Raw genomic sequence first — 14382 nt, 5'->3', positions numbered from 1 at the left:
AATGAACCGCATGGCTGAAGGCTATTGCGATGGCCTGGCGCTGAACGACGTCGAGGACCCGGCCAGATACCGGCAGGCCGCGGAGCAGGGCGGTCTGCTTGCCCTGCATGACGAAATGTCCGCCGCGACGAACGCCGAGCGCGGCCCGTCGCGGCGCCTGCTGGACTCCGTGGTGACCCGGCTGCGCATGGGCTGGGGCGATCTGTTCGACCGCGCCGGCATCATCCGTGAGGACCATCAGGGCCGCCCCTATCTGCAATCCACCCCGCCGATCGTTCGCACGCGGATGGTGCCGGAGCCCTGGCACACCAACATCCTGCGTCGCGGTTGGCGCCGGCTGCTGGGGCGCAAGACTCCGCGGCGCACGTTCGAACCCAGCCCGCAGCCGCTCGACGAGGCACGCTGGCGGCGCGTCGCGGCGCTGCGGCGCAGCGCATTGCTGATTCTGATGCTCGGCCAGACCGCGTTCGCCACCTGGCAGATGAAGGCGGTGCTGCCGTACCAGGGCTGGTCGCTGGTGGACCTGCAGGACGTTTTCGTGCAGCCGCTGGCCGAATCGGCACGGCAGATCCTGCCCTATGTGGTGCAGACCAGCATCCTGCTGCTGTTCGCGCTGCTGTTCTGCTGGGTATCTGTGGGCTTCTGGACCGCGCTGATGGGCTTCTTCCAGCTGCTGCGTGGCAAGGACCGCTATAGCATCTCGGCCAGCAGTCCGGGCAACGAGCCGATTCCCGCCGAGGCGCGCACCGCGCTGGTGATGCCGATCGCCAACGAGGACGTGCCGCGGGTGTTCGCCGGTCTGCGCGCGACTTACGAGTCGCTCAAGGCCACCGGTGAGCTGGAGCATTTCGATATCTTCGTGCTCAGCGACAGCAACGACCCGGACACCTGTGTCGCCGAGCAGCAGGCCTGGGTCGAGCTGTGTCGAGCGGTGGATGGTTTCGGCCATATCTTCTATCGCCGCCGCCGGCGTCGGGTGAAGCGCAAGAGCGGCAACATCGACGACTTCTGCCGGCGCTGGGGCAGCAGCTACCGCTACATGGTGGTGCTCGATGCCGACAGCGTGATGAGTGGCGAGTGTCTGACCAGTCTGGTGCGGCTGATGGAGGCCAACCCCAACGCTGGCATCATCCAGACCGCCCCCAAGGCCTCGGGCATGGACACCCTCTATGCGCGCCTGCAGCAGTTCGCTACCCGCGTCTACGGGCCGCTGTTCACCGCCGGGCTCAATTTCTGGCAGTTGGGCGAGTCGCACTACTGGGGTCACAACGCGATCATCCGGGTCAAACCCTTCATCGAGCATTGTGCGCTGGCGCCGCTGCCCGGCACCGGCTCCTTCGCCGGCGCGATCCTCTCGCACGATTTCGTCGAGGCGGCGCTGATGCGACGTGCCGGCTGGGGCGTGTGGATCGCCTACGATCTGCCGGGCAGTTACGAAGAGCTGCCGCCCAACCTGCTCGACGAGCTCAAGCGCGACCGCCGCTGGTGCCATGGCAACCTGATGAACTTCCGTCTGTTCATGGTGCGCGGCGTGCACACGGTGCATCGTCTGGTGTTTCTGACCGGGGTGATGTCCTACCTGTCGGCGCCGCTGTGGTTCCTCTTCCTGCTGCTGTCCACCGGCCTGCTGGCCATCCATACGCTGATGGAACCGGAGTATTTCCTGCAGCCCAACCAGCTCTATCCATTGTGGCCACGCTGGCATCCGGAGGAGGCCATCGCGCTGTTCTCGGCGACCATGACGCTGCTGTTCCTGCCCAAGCTGCTCAGCGTGCTGCTGGTCTGCATCCAGGGCGCGCAGGCCTATGGCGGTCGGTTGCGGGTGGTGCTGTCGATGCTGATCGAGACGCTGTTTTCGGTGCTGTTGGCGCCGGTGCGCATGCTCTTTCACAGCGTATTCGTCACCGCGGCATTCCTCGGCTGGTCGGTGCAGTGGAAATCACCGCAGCGCGGCGATGACGCCACGCCCTGGGGGGAGGCGCTGCGCCGGCATGGTTCGCAGATCGTCATCGGCGTGCTCTGGACGGCACTGGTCGCCTGGCTGGATGCGGCCTTCCTCTGGTGGCTGGCGCCGATCGTGGTGTCGCTGATCCTCTCGGCGCCGGTGTCGGTGATCACCAGCCGTACCGGCCTGGGCCTGGCCGCCCGGCGGTGCAAGCTGTTCCTGATTCCCGAGGAGTACGCGCCGCCTACCGAGCTGGCCAACACTGACCGCTACCAGCAGCAGAATCAGGCGAACGCGCTGCGCGAGGGCTTCCTCGTCGCCGTCGTCGACCCGCTGTACAACGCCCTGGTCTGCGCCATGGCGCGCGCTCGTCACGCCAAGGTGGTGCCGGCCGCGGAGCACCTGCGCGAGCAGCGTCTGGCGGAGGTACTGGCGGCGGGGCCGGCGGCTGCGAAGGGCGAGGCGGCGCGCTGGCGACTGCTCAACGATCCCGATGGCATGGCGTTGCTGCACCGCCATGTGTGGGACGACCCGGCAGGTGCCAACTGGCTGGCGCGCTATCGGGAGGAGTACCCCCAAGGCGTTCCTCACCAGGCGCCGGCCAGCGCGAGCTGAAATCGCAGCGCCATGCGGTGCGCAAGCCGCATGGCGCTGCTGATCAGTCGTCCCGGGTCAGCACTTCGAGCAGCTCGATCTCGAAGTGAAGGTCCGAATTCGGCGGAATGTGCGCGCCGATCTGTCGTTCGCCATAGCCCAGATGAGCCGGCACGAAGAGCCTGCGCTTACCGCCGACTTTCATTCCCATCAGGCCGATATCCCAGCCCTTGATCACGCGCCCGGTGCCTATCACGCACTGGAATGGCTTGCCACGCGTGTAGGAGCTGTCGAACTCCGTGCCGTCGTTCAGCGTGCCGCGGTATTGCGTCGTGATGAGCGCGCCTTTTACGACCGCCTTGCCTTCGCCGAGGTGCACGTCCTCGATTTGCAGTTCCTGGTTCATGTTCCGCCCTGGTTAGTTGAAACAGGGCGCCGTTTTGGCAGGTAAACCGATTGCGCGCAACCGCTTGCGTGAGTGCAGGGCGCGCGTTGGAGAAGTGCAGCGAGATAGATCGATTAATTCGATTTTTATTGGCGCAAATTTGCGTACATGCCGATGAAGAATCAATAGATCATCTGGCTCATTCGGTTCCGCCGGCCAGCCCGGCCGACCCACTCATTCGGAGGCTCAGATGATCGAACGTCGTCCCCATGCAGAACTCGGCCACGCCCGGCACGGTTGGCTGAACGCCCGTCATCACTTTTCCTTTGCCGAGTATCACGATGCCCAGCGCATGCGCTGGGGCCGGCTGCGTGTCTGGAACGACGATAGCATCGCCCCGCATTCGGGCTTCGAGCCCCACGGGCATCGCGACATGGAAATCATCACCTACGTGCGCCAGGGCGCGATCACTCACGAAGACAGCCTGGGCAATCGCGGGCGCACCGTTGCCGGCGACGTGCAGGTGATGAGCGCCGGCAGCGGCATCGTCCACAGCGAGTACAACCTGGAAGACGAGGAGACACGCATCTTCCAGATCTGGATTCACCCGCAGCAGACCGGTCTGCCGCCGACCTGGGGCACCCGCAGATTCCCCAGCGGCGAGCGTGCCGGGGCGTTCGTCACCCTGGCCAGCGGCCTGCCGGGCGACGACGAGGCCTTGCCGATTCGTGCCGAGGCCCGTCTGGCAGCGGCTACGCTTGAACAGGGGCAGAGCGCCGATTACCAGATCGCCGAAGGGCGCCGCGTCTACCTGGTGCCCGCGAGCGGGCAGATCGAGGTCAACGGTGTCACCGTCTCCGCCGGGGATGGCGTGGCCGTGCGCGATGAGGCACGGCTGACCGTCCGCGCGCTGGAGAACAGCGAAGTCGTGCTGGTCGAGTCGCGCTGAACGCCGCCGACGCTCGGCTATCACAACCCAAGGTTTACCCGCACACATTCACCAAGAGAGGAAAGACAAGATGGCGAAGATTCTCGTGCTGTATCACTCGATGTACGGCCATATCGAAACCATGGCCAACGCGGTGGCAGAAGGCGCCCGCCGTGTGCCGGGCGCCGAGGTGGTCATCAAGCGCGTACCGGAGACCATGCCGGAAGATGCCTTCCGCAACGCTGGCGGCAAGGTCGATCAGGCAGCTGATATCGCCGATCCGAACGAATTGCCGAACTACGATGCGATCATCTTCGGCACGCCGACCCGCTTCGGCAACATGTCCGGACAGATGCGCAACTTCCTCGACCGCACCGGAGGCCTGTGGGCCAAGGGCGCACTGCACGGCAAGGTCGCGAGCGTATTCACCTCCACGGGCACCGGTGGAGGGCAGGAAATGACCATCACCTCCACCTGGACCACCCTGGCGCACCACGGCATGGTCATCGTGCCGACCGGCTACGGTATCAGCGAGTTCTTCGACATCTCCGAGACCAACGGTGGCACGCCTTATGGCGCCTCGACCATCGCGGGCGGCGACGGCTCGCGTCAGCCATCGGAGAAGGAACTGGCCATTGCGCGCTTCCAGGGCGAGCACGTGGCGAAGATCACCAGCAAGCTCGCCGGCTGATCCCCCGGCCGGACGGCGTCCGCCGTCCGGCATCCCGTCAGGCCTCCAGCAGCAGGCCGTACATCAGTTCATCGACATAGCCATCCTCGCCGGCGCGCTTGTAGGCCGCCCGCTGCGTTCCCTCGTGCACGAAGCCGAAGCGCTGGTAGAAGGCGATCGCCCGCGGATTGTCGGCCTCCACGCTGAGCTCCACGCGGCGGATGCCGCTGGCGGCCAGCCGGTCGAGGGCGTCCTGCATCATCCGTCGGGCCAGTCCGCTGCCCTTGGCCTGCGGTGCGACCGCCAGCGTGCCCAGGTAGGCGACATGAGCCGCGCGACCGAGGTGCCGCTGCACCTTGTAGAAGCCCTGTACCTGCCCATGCTCCTCGAACACGTAGAAGCTGCCGCTTTCGAACAGCGGCTCGAACACCTTGCCGAAAGCTTCACGTGGCATGGGGTCGAAACCGAGGTAGGGCACCACATCCGGGTGCATATAGATGTCGTAGACCCGTTGCTGGTCGGCGGGTATGGCGAGGCGGCGCATGGACAGTTCCCGTGGGGCGGTGGCTGCAGCATAGCGGCTGAACCGGCGACGGGGCGATGTCTGGCGTAGGGCGATTCGCGAGAGCGTGCGAAGCGCTGCGCTGCATCAGCCGCGCGTGGGCCAATGGGGTGATAATGCGCGGCGCCTGCCATCCATTTCAGCCGAGGACAACGCCCCGTGGTGCTATTCGAGATCGTTCCGCGCAGCCCCGAAACCTATCGCCGCGAGACCCGCCGCAGCACGCTGATCGTCGCGGCCACCTTCACCATTCTGGCCATGGGCCTGTCGGGCCTGGCGGTCGCGCTGTTCGGCGAGCCGGGCGGCGACAACCTGCGGCTGAACATTGGCGGGGTCGTCGCGGGGCTGGCACTGACCGTCGCGCTGGTGCGGCTGCTGTACTGGCAACAGCCGTGGATGGCTTCGGCGGCCTATGGCTGGCGGCTCAAGCGCAGTCTGATGCGGGTGACCAACATGATGCATCAGGTCAGGGCCGGCGTGGGCGCGGGCGATCCCGCGGCAATCAAGCTGCTGCGCTTCTATCACCTTGGGCTGACGCAGATGCACCAGCTCGATGGCAATCTCACCGGGCTCAGTGATTCGGTCGCCGAAATCGACCGTCACCGCGAGGCGATGGAGGCACTGGGCATGGACATCGAGCAGAACCGGCTCGAGTCCGAGTGGCTCGAACGGGTCGGCAGGATCGAGGCGAAACGCTGAACCAGGTGTGCGTCAGTGCTGGTGACGACTGCCGTCGGAATGCCGATGCACCTTCGCATCTGTCTCGCCCTGCTCGGAAGCGCCGTGGTGATCGCCGGTCTGGCTGGAATGCTGGCCGCTGTGATCATGCATGTCCGTTTCGCCGCCGCCGTGCTGGTGGCCGTCGCTGGAGGCCACCAGCGCCTGGTATTCCATGGGAGTGAGTGACGGCAGCTGCTCGACAAAGGCGACCAGCGACCAGATGTAGTGGTCCTCCATGAATCGGCCCCACGCCGGCATGCCAGTGGACTTGAGCCCATGCTTGATGACCCAGAAGGTCGCGGCCGGGTCGCCGTCGCGGGTAGCTTCGGCCAGCGCTGGTGGGGCGGGGTAGAGGCCCTGGCTCAGCTCGGTTGGCGCGACGCCCGGCGCCAGGTGACAACCGACGCACATCGCCGCGTAGTTGCCCGCGCCGGAGCGCATCTGTTCCGCCGAGCCCAGCGGCGGCACCTCGATGTCCCGGGCGCGCACGGCTACGGCGCGTTCGCGGGCCGTCTCCAGCACGGCATGCAGCGGTGCGCTGTGCGGGTCGTCAGCGCCGACGTCGATGATGCCGGAGTACAGCACCAGCGCCGCGCCGGTCACCACCGCCAGGGCACTCAGCGCCAGCGTCGCCAGGACTGTTCTCATGCCGTACCCCTCAGAACCAGAAGCGGATGCCGGCCACCAGGCGGGTGTCGCTGACATCCTCGCCTTCGGCACGCAGCAGGTCGGCGGTGTTGCCGTAGGCACGGTTCCAGGTCACGCCGACATAAGGCGCGAACTGGCGGCTGATCTCGTAGCGCAGGCGCAGCCCTAGACTGGCGTCGCTGAACCCTGCGCCGACGCCGCGCGCCTCGTCGTTGCGCCCGTGCAGGTTGAGCTCGGCAGTGGGCTGCAGCACCCAGCGCTGGGTCAGCAGGATGTCGTACTCGGCCTCCAGACGCAGTGCGCTCTGGCCGCCTTCGCCGATGAACGCGGTCGCCTCGGTTTCCAGGCCGAACAACGGCATGCCCTGCACGCCAAAGGCCGCCCAGGTCTGCGGCGAGCCGGGTTTGAAGTCCTGGCGCACGCCGGCGACGGTTTCCCACCAGGGACCGATGGCGTGGCTCCACAGCAGCTGCAGTTCCGCTTCCTCGGTGTGGCCATTGGTACGCTCGCCCTCCGAGCGGAACGCCAGACGGTCGATGTCGCCACCGACCCAGCCGGAAATGTCCCAGGCCAGCGCGCTGCCCTCGTCGGCGTCCTGCCACTCCAGCTGGTCGGCGAGAAACAGGAAATTCGTCCCGCCCTGGTGCATGTGATGGGCCGGCAGGCTGGGGAACGCCGCGGCGCGATCCGCATCGCTGATGGCTGGGATGGGCGTGCGCGGCGACTGTCCCGGCGGGTGCGCCATCGAGCCGTGGTCCATGTGGCCGTGATCGGTTCGCCCATGATCCCTGTGCTCGTGCGCTGCCGGCGCAGTGTGGCCGACATGGCCGGAGTGGTCCATGTTCTGCTGCGCCTGGCTCGCCGCCGTGACCAGACTCAGCGCGACGGCGACGGGGAGCGGCTTAATGCGCATGCGGATTGCCCTGCTCGGCGTCCTTGGGCATGTCTTTGTCCACCGATCCGCCGCCCATGCCGCCATGATCCATGTGGCCGTTGCCCATATGCTGCTCGTGCATGTCCTTCATCTTGTCGTGGTCCATGCCCTGCATCATGCCGCCCTGTTGAGTCTTGGGCTGCGTGGTCTGCGGGGAGGCCTGTTCGGCCGGGTCGTTCTCGGCATGATGACCGTCATGCTCGCTCTGCTGCGCCTGGACCGCGTTCAGGCCGAGGGAGGCGGCCAGGCCGAGGGCGAGCAGGGTGGTGTGCTTGAGGGTTTTCATAGGCTTCTCCGTCATTCCTCTACGCGGACTTCACGGAACATTCCGAGGTCCATGTGCATCAGCATGTGGCAGTGGTAGGCCCAGCGGCCGAGGGCGTCTGCTGTGACCCGGTAGCTGCGTTTCGAGCCCGGCGGCATGTCGATGGTGTGCTTGCGCACCAGGAAGTCGCCGTGTTCGTCCTCCAGGTCGCTCCACAGCCCGTGCAGGTGAATGGGGTGGTGCATCATGGTGTCGTTGACCAGTACGAAGCGCACCCGCTCGCCGTACCGGAGGCGGATCGGCTCGGCGTCGGCGAAGGGAATACCGTCGAACGACCAGGAGAAGCGCTCCATGTGGCCGGTCAGGTGCAGTTCGATGGTGCGGCCCGGTTCGCGGCCATCCGGGTCGGCGAAGGCGCTGCGCAGGTCGGCATAGGTCAGCACGCGCCGGCCGTTGTCGCGCAGGCCGATGCCTGCGTCGTCCAGCTTGGCCACCGGCATCATGGTCTGCATGTCCACCAGAGGGTTGTTGGTCTCGCTGGCCGGATGTGCCTGCATCCCGCTGCCATCCGAGCCGTGATCCATCGCGCCATGGTCGCCGTGTCCGGCATGGGCGTCATGGCCCTGCGCGGGCGTTGCGGCAGCCTGGCCATGGGCGGCGTGATCGCCATGACCCATGTCGTCCATGGTCAGTTCGGGGCGCGGATCGGGGTTGGGCACCGGGGCCTGCAGGCCTTCGCGCACGGCCAGCGTGCCGCGGGCGTAGCCGCTGCGGTCCATGGCCTGGGCGAAGAGGGTGTAGGCGTGCTGGCTGCCGTCCGGCTCGACGATCACGTCATAGGTTTCCGCCACCGCCAGGCGAATCTCGTCGACCGTTACCGGCTCGATGTTCTGCCCGTCCGCGGCGACCACGGTGAGCTTGAGGCCGGGAATACGGAAGTCGAAGTAGCTCATCGCCGAGCCGTTGATCAGGCGCAGGCGGATGCGCTCGCCCGGCCGGAACAGCCCGGTCCAGTTGCCGTCCGGGGCCTGGCCGTTGAGCAGGTAGGTGTAGGTCGCGCCGCTGACGTCGGCGAGATCGGTGGGCGACATGTTCATCTTCGCCCAGGCCCAGCGGTCGCTGAAGGTCTTGCGCCAGCCCTGGTCGGCGACATCGTTGATGAAGTCGCCGACGGTGCGGCGGCCCTGGTTGTAGTAGTCGGCCTGCTTCTTCAGCTTGGCCAGGACGCGCGCCGGGCTCTCGTCGGTCCAGTCGGAGAGAAACACCACATAGTCTCGCTCGTAGGCGAACGGCTCGGGCTCCTCGGGATCGATGATCAGCGGGCCGTAGACGCCGAGCTGCTCCTGGAAGCCCGAGTGGCTGTGATACCAGTAGGTCCCGCTCTGCTTGACCTTGAAGCGGTACTCGTACATGCCGTCCGGCGCGATGCCGGCGAAGCTGAAGCCGGGCACCCCGTCCATGTTGGCCGGCAGCAGGATGCCATGCCAGTGGATCGAGGTTTCCTGCGGCAGGCGGTTGCGCACGCGCAGGGTCACGGTGTCACCCTCGCGCCAGCGCAGCAGCGGCCCGGGAATGCTGCCATTGATGGCCATGGCGGTGCGCCGGCGGCCGGTGAAGTCGACGCTCATGGAGTCGATGGTCAGGTCGAATTGGCTGCCGCTGAGTACCGTCGGCTGGCCGGGGCTGGTCAGCGCCCAGACGGGCTGGCGCCACAGCCCGAGTCCGGCGAAGGCGCCGCCGGCGGCGAGGCTTTTGACGAAGGTGCGCCGAGAGCTGGTCGAGTGCATGCTGGTCCTGTTCATGTGCGATGTGGCTGCGCTGGACAAACAGTCGCAGCAGTCCTGTCGCTCACCATAGCGCGGCGCATCTGACGACAAGCTGAGCCGAACATTACGGTTCTGTCAGCTTGCTGACCGGGAGGCTTTTGACGGCAGCTTGACAAGGTAAGCGAGCGGGCCGTTTGGTCTGTCACCGCGCCTGGCGACGACACCTGCGCCCGGATGGCGGCAGGCAGGGTGCCTGCCGAGGGTCGGCCCGTGTGCTGCCGCCTGCCAGGCGAGCTGCTTTCAGCGAAGTGGCTGGCTGCCGAGATAGTCGCCCAGCGCCAGGTCGCGGCCCTGACTGGTCAGCCCGATCACCTGATAGCGCTGGTGTGGTTGGCCGTAGTCCATGCCCGGCGAGCCGGCTGGCATGCCCGGTACGGCGACTCCGGCCAGATCGTCGCGCTGCTGCAGCTCGCGGATCGCTGCCACCGGCACGTGGCCTTCGACGAACTTGCCGCCAATCACGCCGGTATGGCACGAGCCCAGGCGCGGCGGCACGCCGAGGCGCTCCTTGACCGGCAGCATGTTGACTTCCACATGGTCGCGCACCTCGAACCCATTGGTTTCCAGATACTTGATCCAGTCCTTGCAGCAGCCGCAGTTGGCGTCCCGGTGTACATCGATGACCTCGGCGGCCTGAGCCGCCCCGGACATCAGCAGTGCGGCGAGTACGGTGAGATAAGGTTTCATGCGTTTCTCCAGATCTGAGTTCAGCTGCAGCAGCAACCGCCGCTACATCCACCTGTGCGGGCGGCCGAGGCGCTGCGACGGTCGAGGGTTTCGGCGGGGTATCCGGCTTCGGCGAGCGCTGCGATCAGATTCGCGTCATCGGCACTGCCGTCGATCCGAACCAGGCCGCCGGCCAGGTCCACTTCGACACCCTCCAGCGCCTGCAGCGCCGCGGTGACATGCCTGATGCAGCCGCCGCAGCTCATGCCGGTGACCTTGAGTCGAATACTGTTCATGGGTGGTTCCTCGCTTGCCAGTTCCAGGGAGCTGGCGCGATGCTCGACCTTGACTCCATGGCAAGGTCAAGCCTGATGTGCTGGGCCTCACGCTAACGCGAGCGGCCTGACGGGAGGCTGAGCGCAAGATTACTTTTCTGTCAGCTTCGTGGCGCAGCGGTGTGCGGCGCTGCCACACTTGCGCCGTCCACCACCGATGGAATATCCGCATGAAACTGCTGGTCGCCGAAGACGAGCCGAAAACCGGCACCTACCTGCAGCAGGGGCTGAGCGAGGCCGGCTTCACCGTCGACCGCGTCACCAGCGGCACCGATGCGCTGCAGCACGTGTTGAGCGTGCCCTACGACCTGCTGATCCTTGATGTGATGATGCCGGGTCTGGACGGCTGGGAAGTGCTGCGACTGGTGCGTGCCTCGGGCAACGAGGTGCCGGTGCTGTTCCTCACCGCGCGGGATCGTGTCGAGGATCGGGTCAAGGGTCTGGAGCTGGGCGCGGATGACTACCTGGTCAAGCCGTTCGCCTTTTCCGAGCTGCTGGCGCGGGTACGCACCCTGCTGCGGCGCGGCAATGCGACGGCGCTGCAGACCCAGCTGCAGGTTGCCGACCTGCAGGTCGACCTGCTCAAGCGCCGCGCCACGCGCGCCGGTCAGCGCATCGACCTGACCGCCAAGGAGTTCGCCCTGCTGGAACTGCTGTTGCGCCGGCGCGGCGAGGTGCTGCCCAAATCGCTGATCGCCTCGCAGGTGTGGGACATGAACTTCGACAGCGACACCAACGTCATCGAGGTGGCGATCCGCCGGCTACGGGCGAAGATCGACGACGGCTTCGAACCCAAGCTGATCCATACCGCGCGCGGCATGGGCTACATGCTCGACGAGCCGGACGCGCCATGATCCGGCTGTCGCTCACCGCGCGGCTGAGCCTGATGTTCATGCTTGCGGTCACCGGCGTGCTGGCGGCGGCCGGCTATTTCTTCGGCCAGCTCAGCGAGCATCACTTCGATGAGCTGGACCGCCACACGCTGCACGAGAAACTCGAGGCGAGCCGACGTCTGCTGACCGGCCTGGACGACCTGGAGCACTTCGAGCGCGTGCGGCCGCAGCTGCAAGTGCTGTTGGACGGCCATAGCGAGATGCGCGGCTTCGTTTTCGACGAGGCCGGCACGCAGCTCTTCCCCCGACCGGAGCAGCAGGCGGCGGAGCCGTCGCTGCTCATGCTGATCGGCGAGAACGAGGGTGAACTGACCCTGGAGGGCCGCGTCTGGCGGGGCGAAGCGGGGCATGTCGAGGTGGGAGGGCGGCGCCTGACGCTGCTGGTCATGCTCGATGTGACCGCGCACAAGGCCTTCTTCCATACCTTCAGCGGCTGGCTCTGGGCGGCGCTGGTGCTGTGCGCACTGCTCAGCGGGCTGCTCGGCTGGCTCCTGGTGCGCAGCGGGCTGCGGCCGCTGCGCGAGGTCACCCAGGTGGCGGCCTCGGTCTCGGCCAAGTCGCTGCGCGAGCGCATTCCCGATGACTCGACGCCGGCAGAGCTGCAGCAGCTGGTACAGGCCTTCAACGCGATGCTGGCGCGTCTGGAAGACGCCTTCGTGCGGCTGTCGAACTTCTCGGCCGACATCGCCCACGAGCTGCGCACGCCACTGAGCAACCTGATGACCCACACCGAGGTGGCGTTGACGCGCGGGCGTTCGCTGGAGCAGTACCAGGACAACCTGCATTCCAACCTTGAGGAACTGCAGCGCATGTCGCGGATGATCGACGACATGCTGTTCCTCGCCAAGGCCGACAACGGCCTGATCGTCCCCGATGCCAAGCCGGTGGCGCTGGAGCAGCTCTGTACGCAACTGCTCGACTACTACCAGCTGCCGGCGGACGAGCGCGGCGTGCGCTTCGAGCTGACCGGTGCCGGTACCATCCAGGGCGACCTGGCAATGCTGCGCCGCGCGCTGTCCAACCTGCTGTCCAATGGGCTGCGCTACACGCCGGACGGCGAGCTGATCAGGGTCACCATCGAGCGCCGCGCTGAATGCGTGACGCTGGCGGTGACCAATCCGGGGGTGACCATCGCGCCCGAGCACCTGGAGCGGCTGTTCGACCGCTTCTACCGGGTCGACCCGGCACGTCGCGAAGGCAGCCCGAGTAACGCCGGGCTGGGGCTGGCGATCACCCGTTCCATCATCCAGGCACACCGTGGCGACATCAGCTGCCGTTCGGAACAAGGGTGGACAACCTTCTGTCTGCAGTTTCCCGTCTGATGTCGCGCCTGATGTTCCGAGCGGCCCAGACCGACACGAATCAACCAACGGAGAGTAGATGCTGACACTGAATATCGGCCCGCTGACCCTGGCCATGCCCCATGTGATCCTGCTCGGCAGCCTGCTGCTGGCCAGTCTGGTCGGCTGGCGGGTCGGCCGGCGCAGCGGTCGTAATCCCGAGCGGCAGCTGTTTCGCCTCCTGCTGGTCGCCGTGCTGGTGGCCCGGTTGGCCTTCGTCGCCACCTATTGGGCGTACTACCGCGACGACTGGCTGAGCGTCATCGATATTCGCGACGGCGGCTTCATTGCCTGGCCAGGGCTGGTCGCTGCGCTGGCGCTGGGCATCTGGTGGGGCTGGCGTGACAGCGGACTGCGCAGGCCGTTGGGCATCGCGCTGACGGTCGGCGTGCTGAGCTGGGGCTTCGGCAACCTGGCCTGGTATTCCTTCGAGCAGGGCACCCGCCTGCCGGAAATGGCCCTGCGCGACAGTCAGGGACGGCCGGTTGCGCTGGAGGACTACGCCGGCCAACCACTGGTGATCAACCTCTGGGCAACCTGGTGCCCGCCGTGCCGGCGTGAAATGCCGGTGCTGGCCGAGGCCCAGGCGCGGGAAAGCGATACCCTGTTCCTGTTCGTCAACCAGGGCGAGGGGGAGGGCGAAATCAATCGTTTCATGGAGCAGGCCGGGCTGGAACTGGACAACGTGCTGCTCGACAGCGGCGGTCGGCTCGGCCAGCACGTCGGCTCCACGGCGCTGCCCACCACGCTGTTCTACAACGCCCAGGGGCGCCAGGTCGGCAGCCATCTCGGCGAACTCTCGCACGCCAGCCTGGCGCGTGCGCTGGAAACTCTGAAAGAGGCATCTACGCAGTGATTCGAACCAAGCCAATATCCTGCCTGCTGGCCGGCATCAGCCTGCTCGCATTTCCCGCCGTCCAGGCCGAAGAGCTGCCAGCGGCGATCAAGGCCGTCGAAGCGCGCGGCGCCGAGATCGTCGGCCGCTTCGATGCGCCGGGTGGTCTGGAGGGGTTCGCGGCGCGCTACAACGGGCAGGGCATGGCGCTGTACCTCACGCCGGATGGCGAGCACGTACTGATCGGCAGCCTGCTCGACGCCAAGGGCGAGGACCTGACCCGCGGACAGCTGGAAAAACTGGTGTACGAACCGCTGGGCAAGGAGATGTGGGCGCGCATGGCGGGCAGCAGCTGGATCGCCGATGGCAGGGGCGACGCGCCACGTATCGTCTACCTGTTCAGCGACCCGAACTGCCCGTACTGCAACATGTTCTGGAAGCAGGCGCGGCCCTGGGTGGAGGCGGGCAAGGTACAGCTGCGTCACATCATGGTCGGCATGCTGCGCGCCGACAGCGCCGGCAAGTCCGCCGCGTTGCTCAGCGCCAAGGATCCCCAGGCGGCGCTCAACGCGCACGAGGCGGCCGGCAAGGCGAGCAAACTCAAGGCGCTGGAGCAGATCCCGGCAGCGCTGGAAAAACAGCTCACCGACAACCTGATGCTGATGAGTGAACTGGGCGCCCAGGCCACGCCGGCGATCTTCTATCTCGACGACAACGATCGGCTGCAGCAGCATCAGGGCGCGCCACGCCCCGAGGCGCTGGAAACCATCCTGGGGCCGCGCTGACGCCAGTCCCTGGCCTGAAGCCCTCTCAGCGATTCACGCGCCCCCTCGGCG

16 protein-coding genes are annotated in these 14382 nt (G+C 66.6%); 8 read left to right on the top strand and 8 right to left on the bottom strand.

From position 1 onward, the window contains the following. The first annotated feature begins 1 nt into the window (after position 1). The gene (gene mdoH, locus ACVRRC_RS11690) at positions 2 to 2560 is read left to right on the top strand and encodes a glucans biosynthesis glucosyltransferase MdoH (RefSeq protein ID WP_026006620.1); all 2559 of its coding nucleotides are present in this window, start codon (positions 2 to 4) and stop codon (positions 2558 to 2560) included. Positions 2561 to 2603: 43 nt separating this feature from the next. Here mdoH and ACVRRC_RS11685 read toward each other — a convergent pair whose 3' ends face one another. Further along, the gene (locus ACVRRC_RS11685) at positions 2604 to 2945 is read right to left on the bottom strand and encodes an FKBP-type peptidyl-prolyl cis-trans isomerase (RefSeq protein ID WP_017245798.1); all 342 of its coding nucleotides are present in this window, start codon (positions 2943 to 2945) and stop codon (positions 2604 to 2606) included. Between the two features lie 229 nt (positions 2946 to 3174). Between ACVRRC_RS11685 and ACVRRC_RS11680 the strand changes: the two genes are divergently transcribed. Both ACVRRC_RS11680 and wrbA read left to right on the top strand, forming a co-directional pair. Beyond that, positions 3175 to 3873: a pirin family protein gene (locus ACVRRC_RS11680; protein WP_011913829.1), complete on the top strand. Its 699-nt coding sequence runs from the start codon at positions 3175 to 3177 to the stop codon at positions 3871 to 3873. Between the two features lie 70 nt (positions 3874 to 3943). After that, positions 3944 to 4543 carry an NAD(P)H:quinone oxidoreductase gene (gene wrbA, locus ACVRRC_RS11675; protein ID WP_011913828.1) on the top strand — a complete coding sequence of 200 codons (600 nt, stop codon included), beginning with the start codon at positions 3944 to 3946 and terminating at the stop codon, positions 4541 to 4543. A gap of 37 nt (positions 4544 to 4580) precedes the next feature. Here the strand turns inward: wrbA and ACVRRC_RS11670 are convergent, their stop codons facing one another. Further along, on the bottom strand, positions 4581 to 5066 hold the full coding sequence (locus tag ACVRRC_RS11670) for a GNAT family N-acetyltransferase (protein ID WP_011913827.1): 486 nt from the start codon (positions 5064 to 5066) through the stop codon (positions 4581 to 4583). 177 nt (positions 5067 to 5243) lie between these two features. On the opposite strand from ACVRRC_RS11670, the gene ACVRRC_RS11665 reads away from it, so the two are divergent. Next, a complete protein-coding gene (locus tag ACVRRC_RS11665; protein ID WP_068506288.1) occupies positions 5244 to 5783 on the top strand; it encodes a DUF3087 domain-containing protein in 540 nt (179 codons plus the stop codon). Between the two features lie 12 nt (positions 5784 to 5795). Here ACVRRC_RS11665 and ACVRRC_RS11660 read toward each other — a convergent pair whose 3' ends face one another. From ACVRRC_RS11660 to ACVRRC_RS11635, 6 genes are all read right to left on the bottom strand, one after another. Further along, the gene (locus tag ACVRRC_RS11660) at positions 5796 to 6452 is read right to left on the bottom strand and encodes a c-type cytochrome (protein WP_011913825.1); all 657 of its coding nucleotides are present in this window, start codon (positions 6450 to 6452) and stop codon (positions 5796 to 5798) included. 10 nt (positions 6453 to 6462) lie between these two features. Then, positions 6463 to 7365, bottom strand: a complete 903-nt coding sequence (locus ACVRRC_RS11655) for a copper resistance protein B (RefSeq protein WP_068506289.1) — start codon at positions 7363 to 7365, stop codon at positions 6463 to 6465. Then, entirely contained in the window at positions 7355 to 7672 is a 318-nt protein-coding gene (locus tag ACVRRC_RS11650) for a hypothetical protein (RefSeq protein WP_125912024.1), read from the bottom strand. The genes ACVRRC_RS11655 and ACVRRC_RS11650 overlap by 11 nt, the downstream gene beginning before the upstream one ends. An 11-nt stretch (positions 7673 to 7683) precedes the next feature. Further along, positions 7684 to 9438 carry a copper resistance system multicopper oxidase gene (locus ACVRRC_RS11645; protein WP_472997040.1) on the bottom strand — a complete coding sequence of 585 codons (1755 nt, stop codon included), beginning with the start codon at positions 9436 to 9438 and terminating at the stop codon, positions 7684 to 7686. Between the two features lie 279 nt (positions 9439 to 9717). After that, a complete protein-coding gene (locus ACVRRC_RS11640) occupies positions 9718 to 10164 on the bottom strand; it encodes a DUF411 domain-containing protein (protein ID WP_049325596.1) in 447 nt (148 codons plus the stop codon). 20 nt (positions 10165 to 10184) lie between these two features. Then, positions 10185 to 10439 carry a heavy-metal-associated domain-containing protein gene (locus tag ACVRRC_RS11635; RefSeq protein WP_472997039.1) on the bottom strand — a complete coding sequence of 85 codons (255 nt, stop codon included), beginning with the start codon at positions 10437 to 10439 and terminating at the stop codon, positions 10185 to 10187. A 209-nt stretch (positions 10440 to 10648) separates the two neighbouring features. Between ACVRRC_RS11635 and ACVRRC_RS11630 the strand changes: the two genes are divergently transcribed. From ACVRRC_RS11630 to dsbG, 4 genes are read left to right on the top strand one after another with little or no spacing between them, the layout of a single operon-like run. Next, on the top strand, positions 10649 to 11332 hold the full coding sequence (locus ACVRRC_RS11630; RefSeq protein WP_013983327.1) for a heavy metal response regulator transcription factor: 684 nt from the start codon (positions 10649 to 10651) through the stop codon (positions 11330 to 11332). Beyond that, positions 11329 to 12693, top strand: coding sequence for a heavy metal sensor histidine kinase (locus ACVRRC_RS11625; protein WP_472997038.1), 1365 nt, complete (start codon positions 11329 to 11331; stop codon positions 12691 to 12693). The genes ACVRRC_RS11630 and ACVRRC_RS11625 overlap by 4 nt, the downstream gene beginning before the upstream one ends. A 58-nt stretch (positions 12694 to 12751) precedes the next feature. Further along, positions 12752 to 13567: a redoxin family protein gene (locus ACVRRC_RS11620; protein ID WP_472997037.1), complete on the top strand. Its 816-nt coding sequence runs from the start codon at positions 12752 to 12754 to the stop codon at positions 13565 to 13567. After that, positions 13564 to 14331, top strand: coding sequence for a thiol:disulfide interchange protein DsbG (gene dsbG / locus ACVRRC_RS11615; RefSeq protein ID WP_014597154.1), 768 nt, complete (start codon positions 13564 to 13566; stop codon positions 14329 to 14331). Before ACVRRC_RS11620 ends, dsbG begins: the two co-directional genes overlap by 4 nt. The last annotated feature ends 51 nt before the right edge of the window (positions 14332 to 14382 follow it).

Source organism: Stutzerimonas sp. LR2 (assembly GCF_055755175.1).
Note: the sequence above shows the minus strand (reverse complement) of the source record. Positions and strands in the feature narration are given on the sequence as shown.

Excerpts from the sequence above, each read along its gene's own strand:
- mdoH (WP_026006620.1), top strand. The coding sequence starts at position 2 with ATGAACCGCATGGCTGAAGGCTATTGCGATGGCCTGGCGCTGAACGAC.
- ACVRRC_RS11685 (WP_017245798.1), bottom strand. The coding sequence starts at position 2,945 with ATGAACCAGGAACTGCAAATCGAGGACGTGCACCTCGGCGAAGGCAAG.
- ACVRRC_RS11680 (WP_011913829.1), top strand. The coding sequence starts at position 3,175 with ATGATCGAACGTCGTCCCCATGCAGAACTCGGCCACGCCCGGCACGGT.
- wrbA (WP_011913828.1), top strand. The coding sequence starts at position 3,944 with ATGGCGAAGATTCTCGTGCTGTATCACTCGATGTACGGCCATATCGAA.
- ACVRRC_RS11670 (WP_011913827.1), bottom strand. The coding sequence starts at position 5,066 with ATGCGCCGCCTCGCCATACCCGCCGACCAGCAACGGGTCTACGACATC.
- ACVRRC_RS11660 (WP_011913825.1), bottom strand. The coding sequence starts at position 6,452 with ATGAGAACAGTCCTGGCGACGCTGGCGCTGAGTGCCCTGGCGGTGGTG.
- ACVRRC_RS11655 (WP_068506289.1), bottom strand. The coding sequence starts at position 7,365 with ATGCGCATTAAGCCGCTCCCCGTCGCCGTCGCGCTGAGTCTGGTCACG.
- ACVRRC_RS11650 (WP_125912024.1), bottom strand. The coding sequence starts at position 7,672 with ATGAAAACCCTCAAGCACACCACCCTGCTCGCCCTCGGCCTGGCCGCC.
- ACVRRC_RS11645 (WP_472997040.1), bottom strand. The coding sequence starts at position 9,438 with ATGCACTCGACCAGCTCTCGGCGCACCTTCGTCAAAAGCCTCGCCGCC.
- ACVRRC_RS11640 (WP_049325596.1), bottom strand. The coding sequence starts at position 10,164 with ATGAAACCTTATCTCACCGTACTCGCCGCACTGCTGATGTCCGGGGCG.
- ACVRRC_RS11635 (WP_472997039.1), bottom strand. The coding sequence starts at position 10,439 with ATGAACAGTATTCGACTCAAGGTCACCGGCATGAGCTGCGGCGGCTGC.
- ACVRRC_RS11630 (WP_013983327.1), top strand. The coding sequence starts at position 10,649 with ATGAAACTGCTGGTCGCCGAAGACGAGCCGAAAACCGGCACCTACCTG.
- ACVRRC_RS11625 (WP_472997038.1), top strand. The coding sequence starts at position 11,329 with ATGATCCGGCTGTCGCTCACCGCGCGGCTGAGCCTGATGTTCATGCTT.
- ACVRRC_RS11620 (WP_472997037.1), top strand. The coding sequence starts at position 12,752 with ATGCTGACACTGAATATCGGCCCGCTGACCCTGGCCATGCCCCATGTG.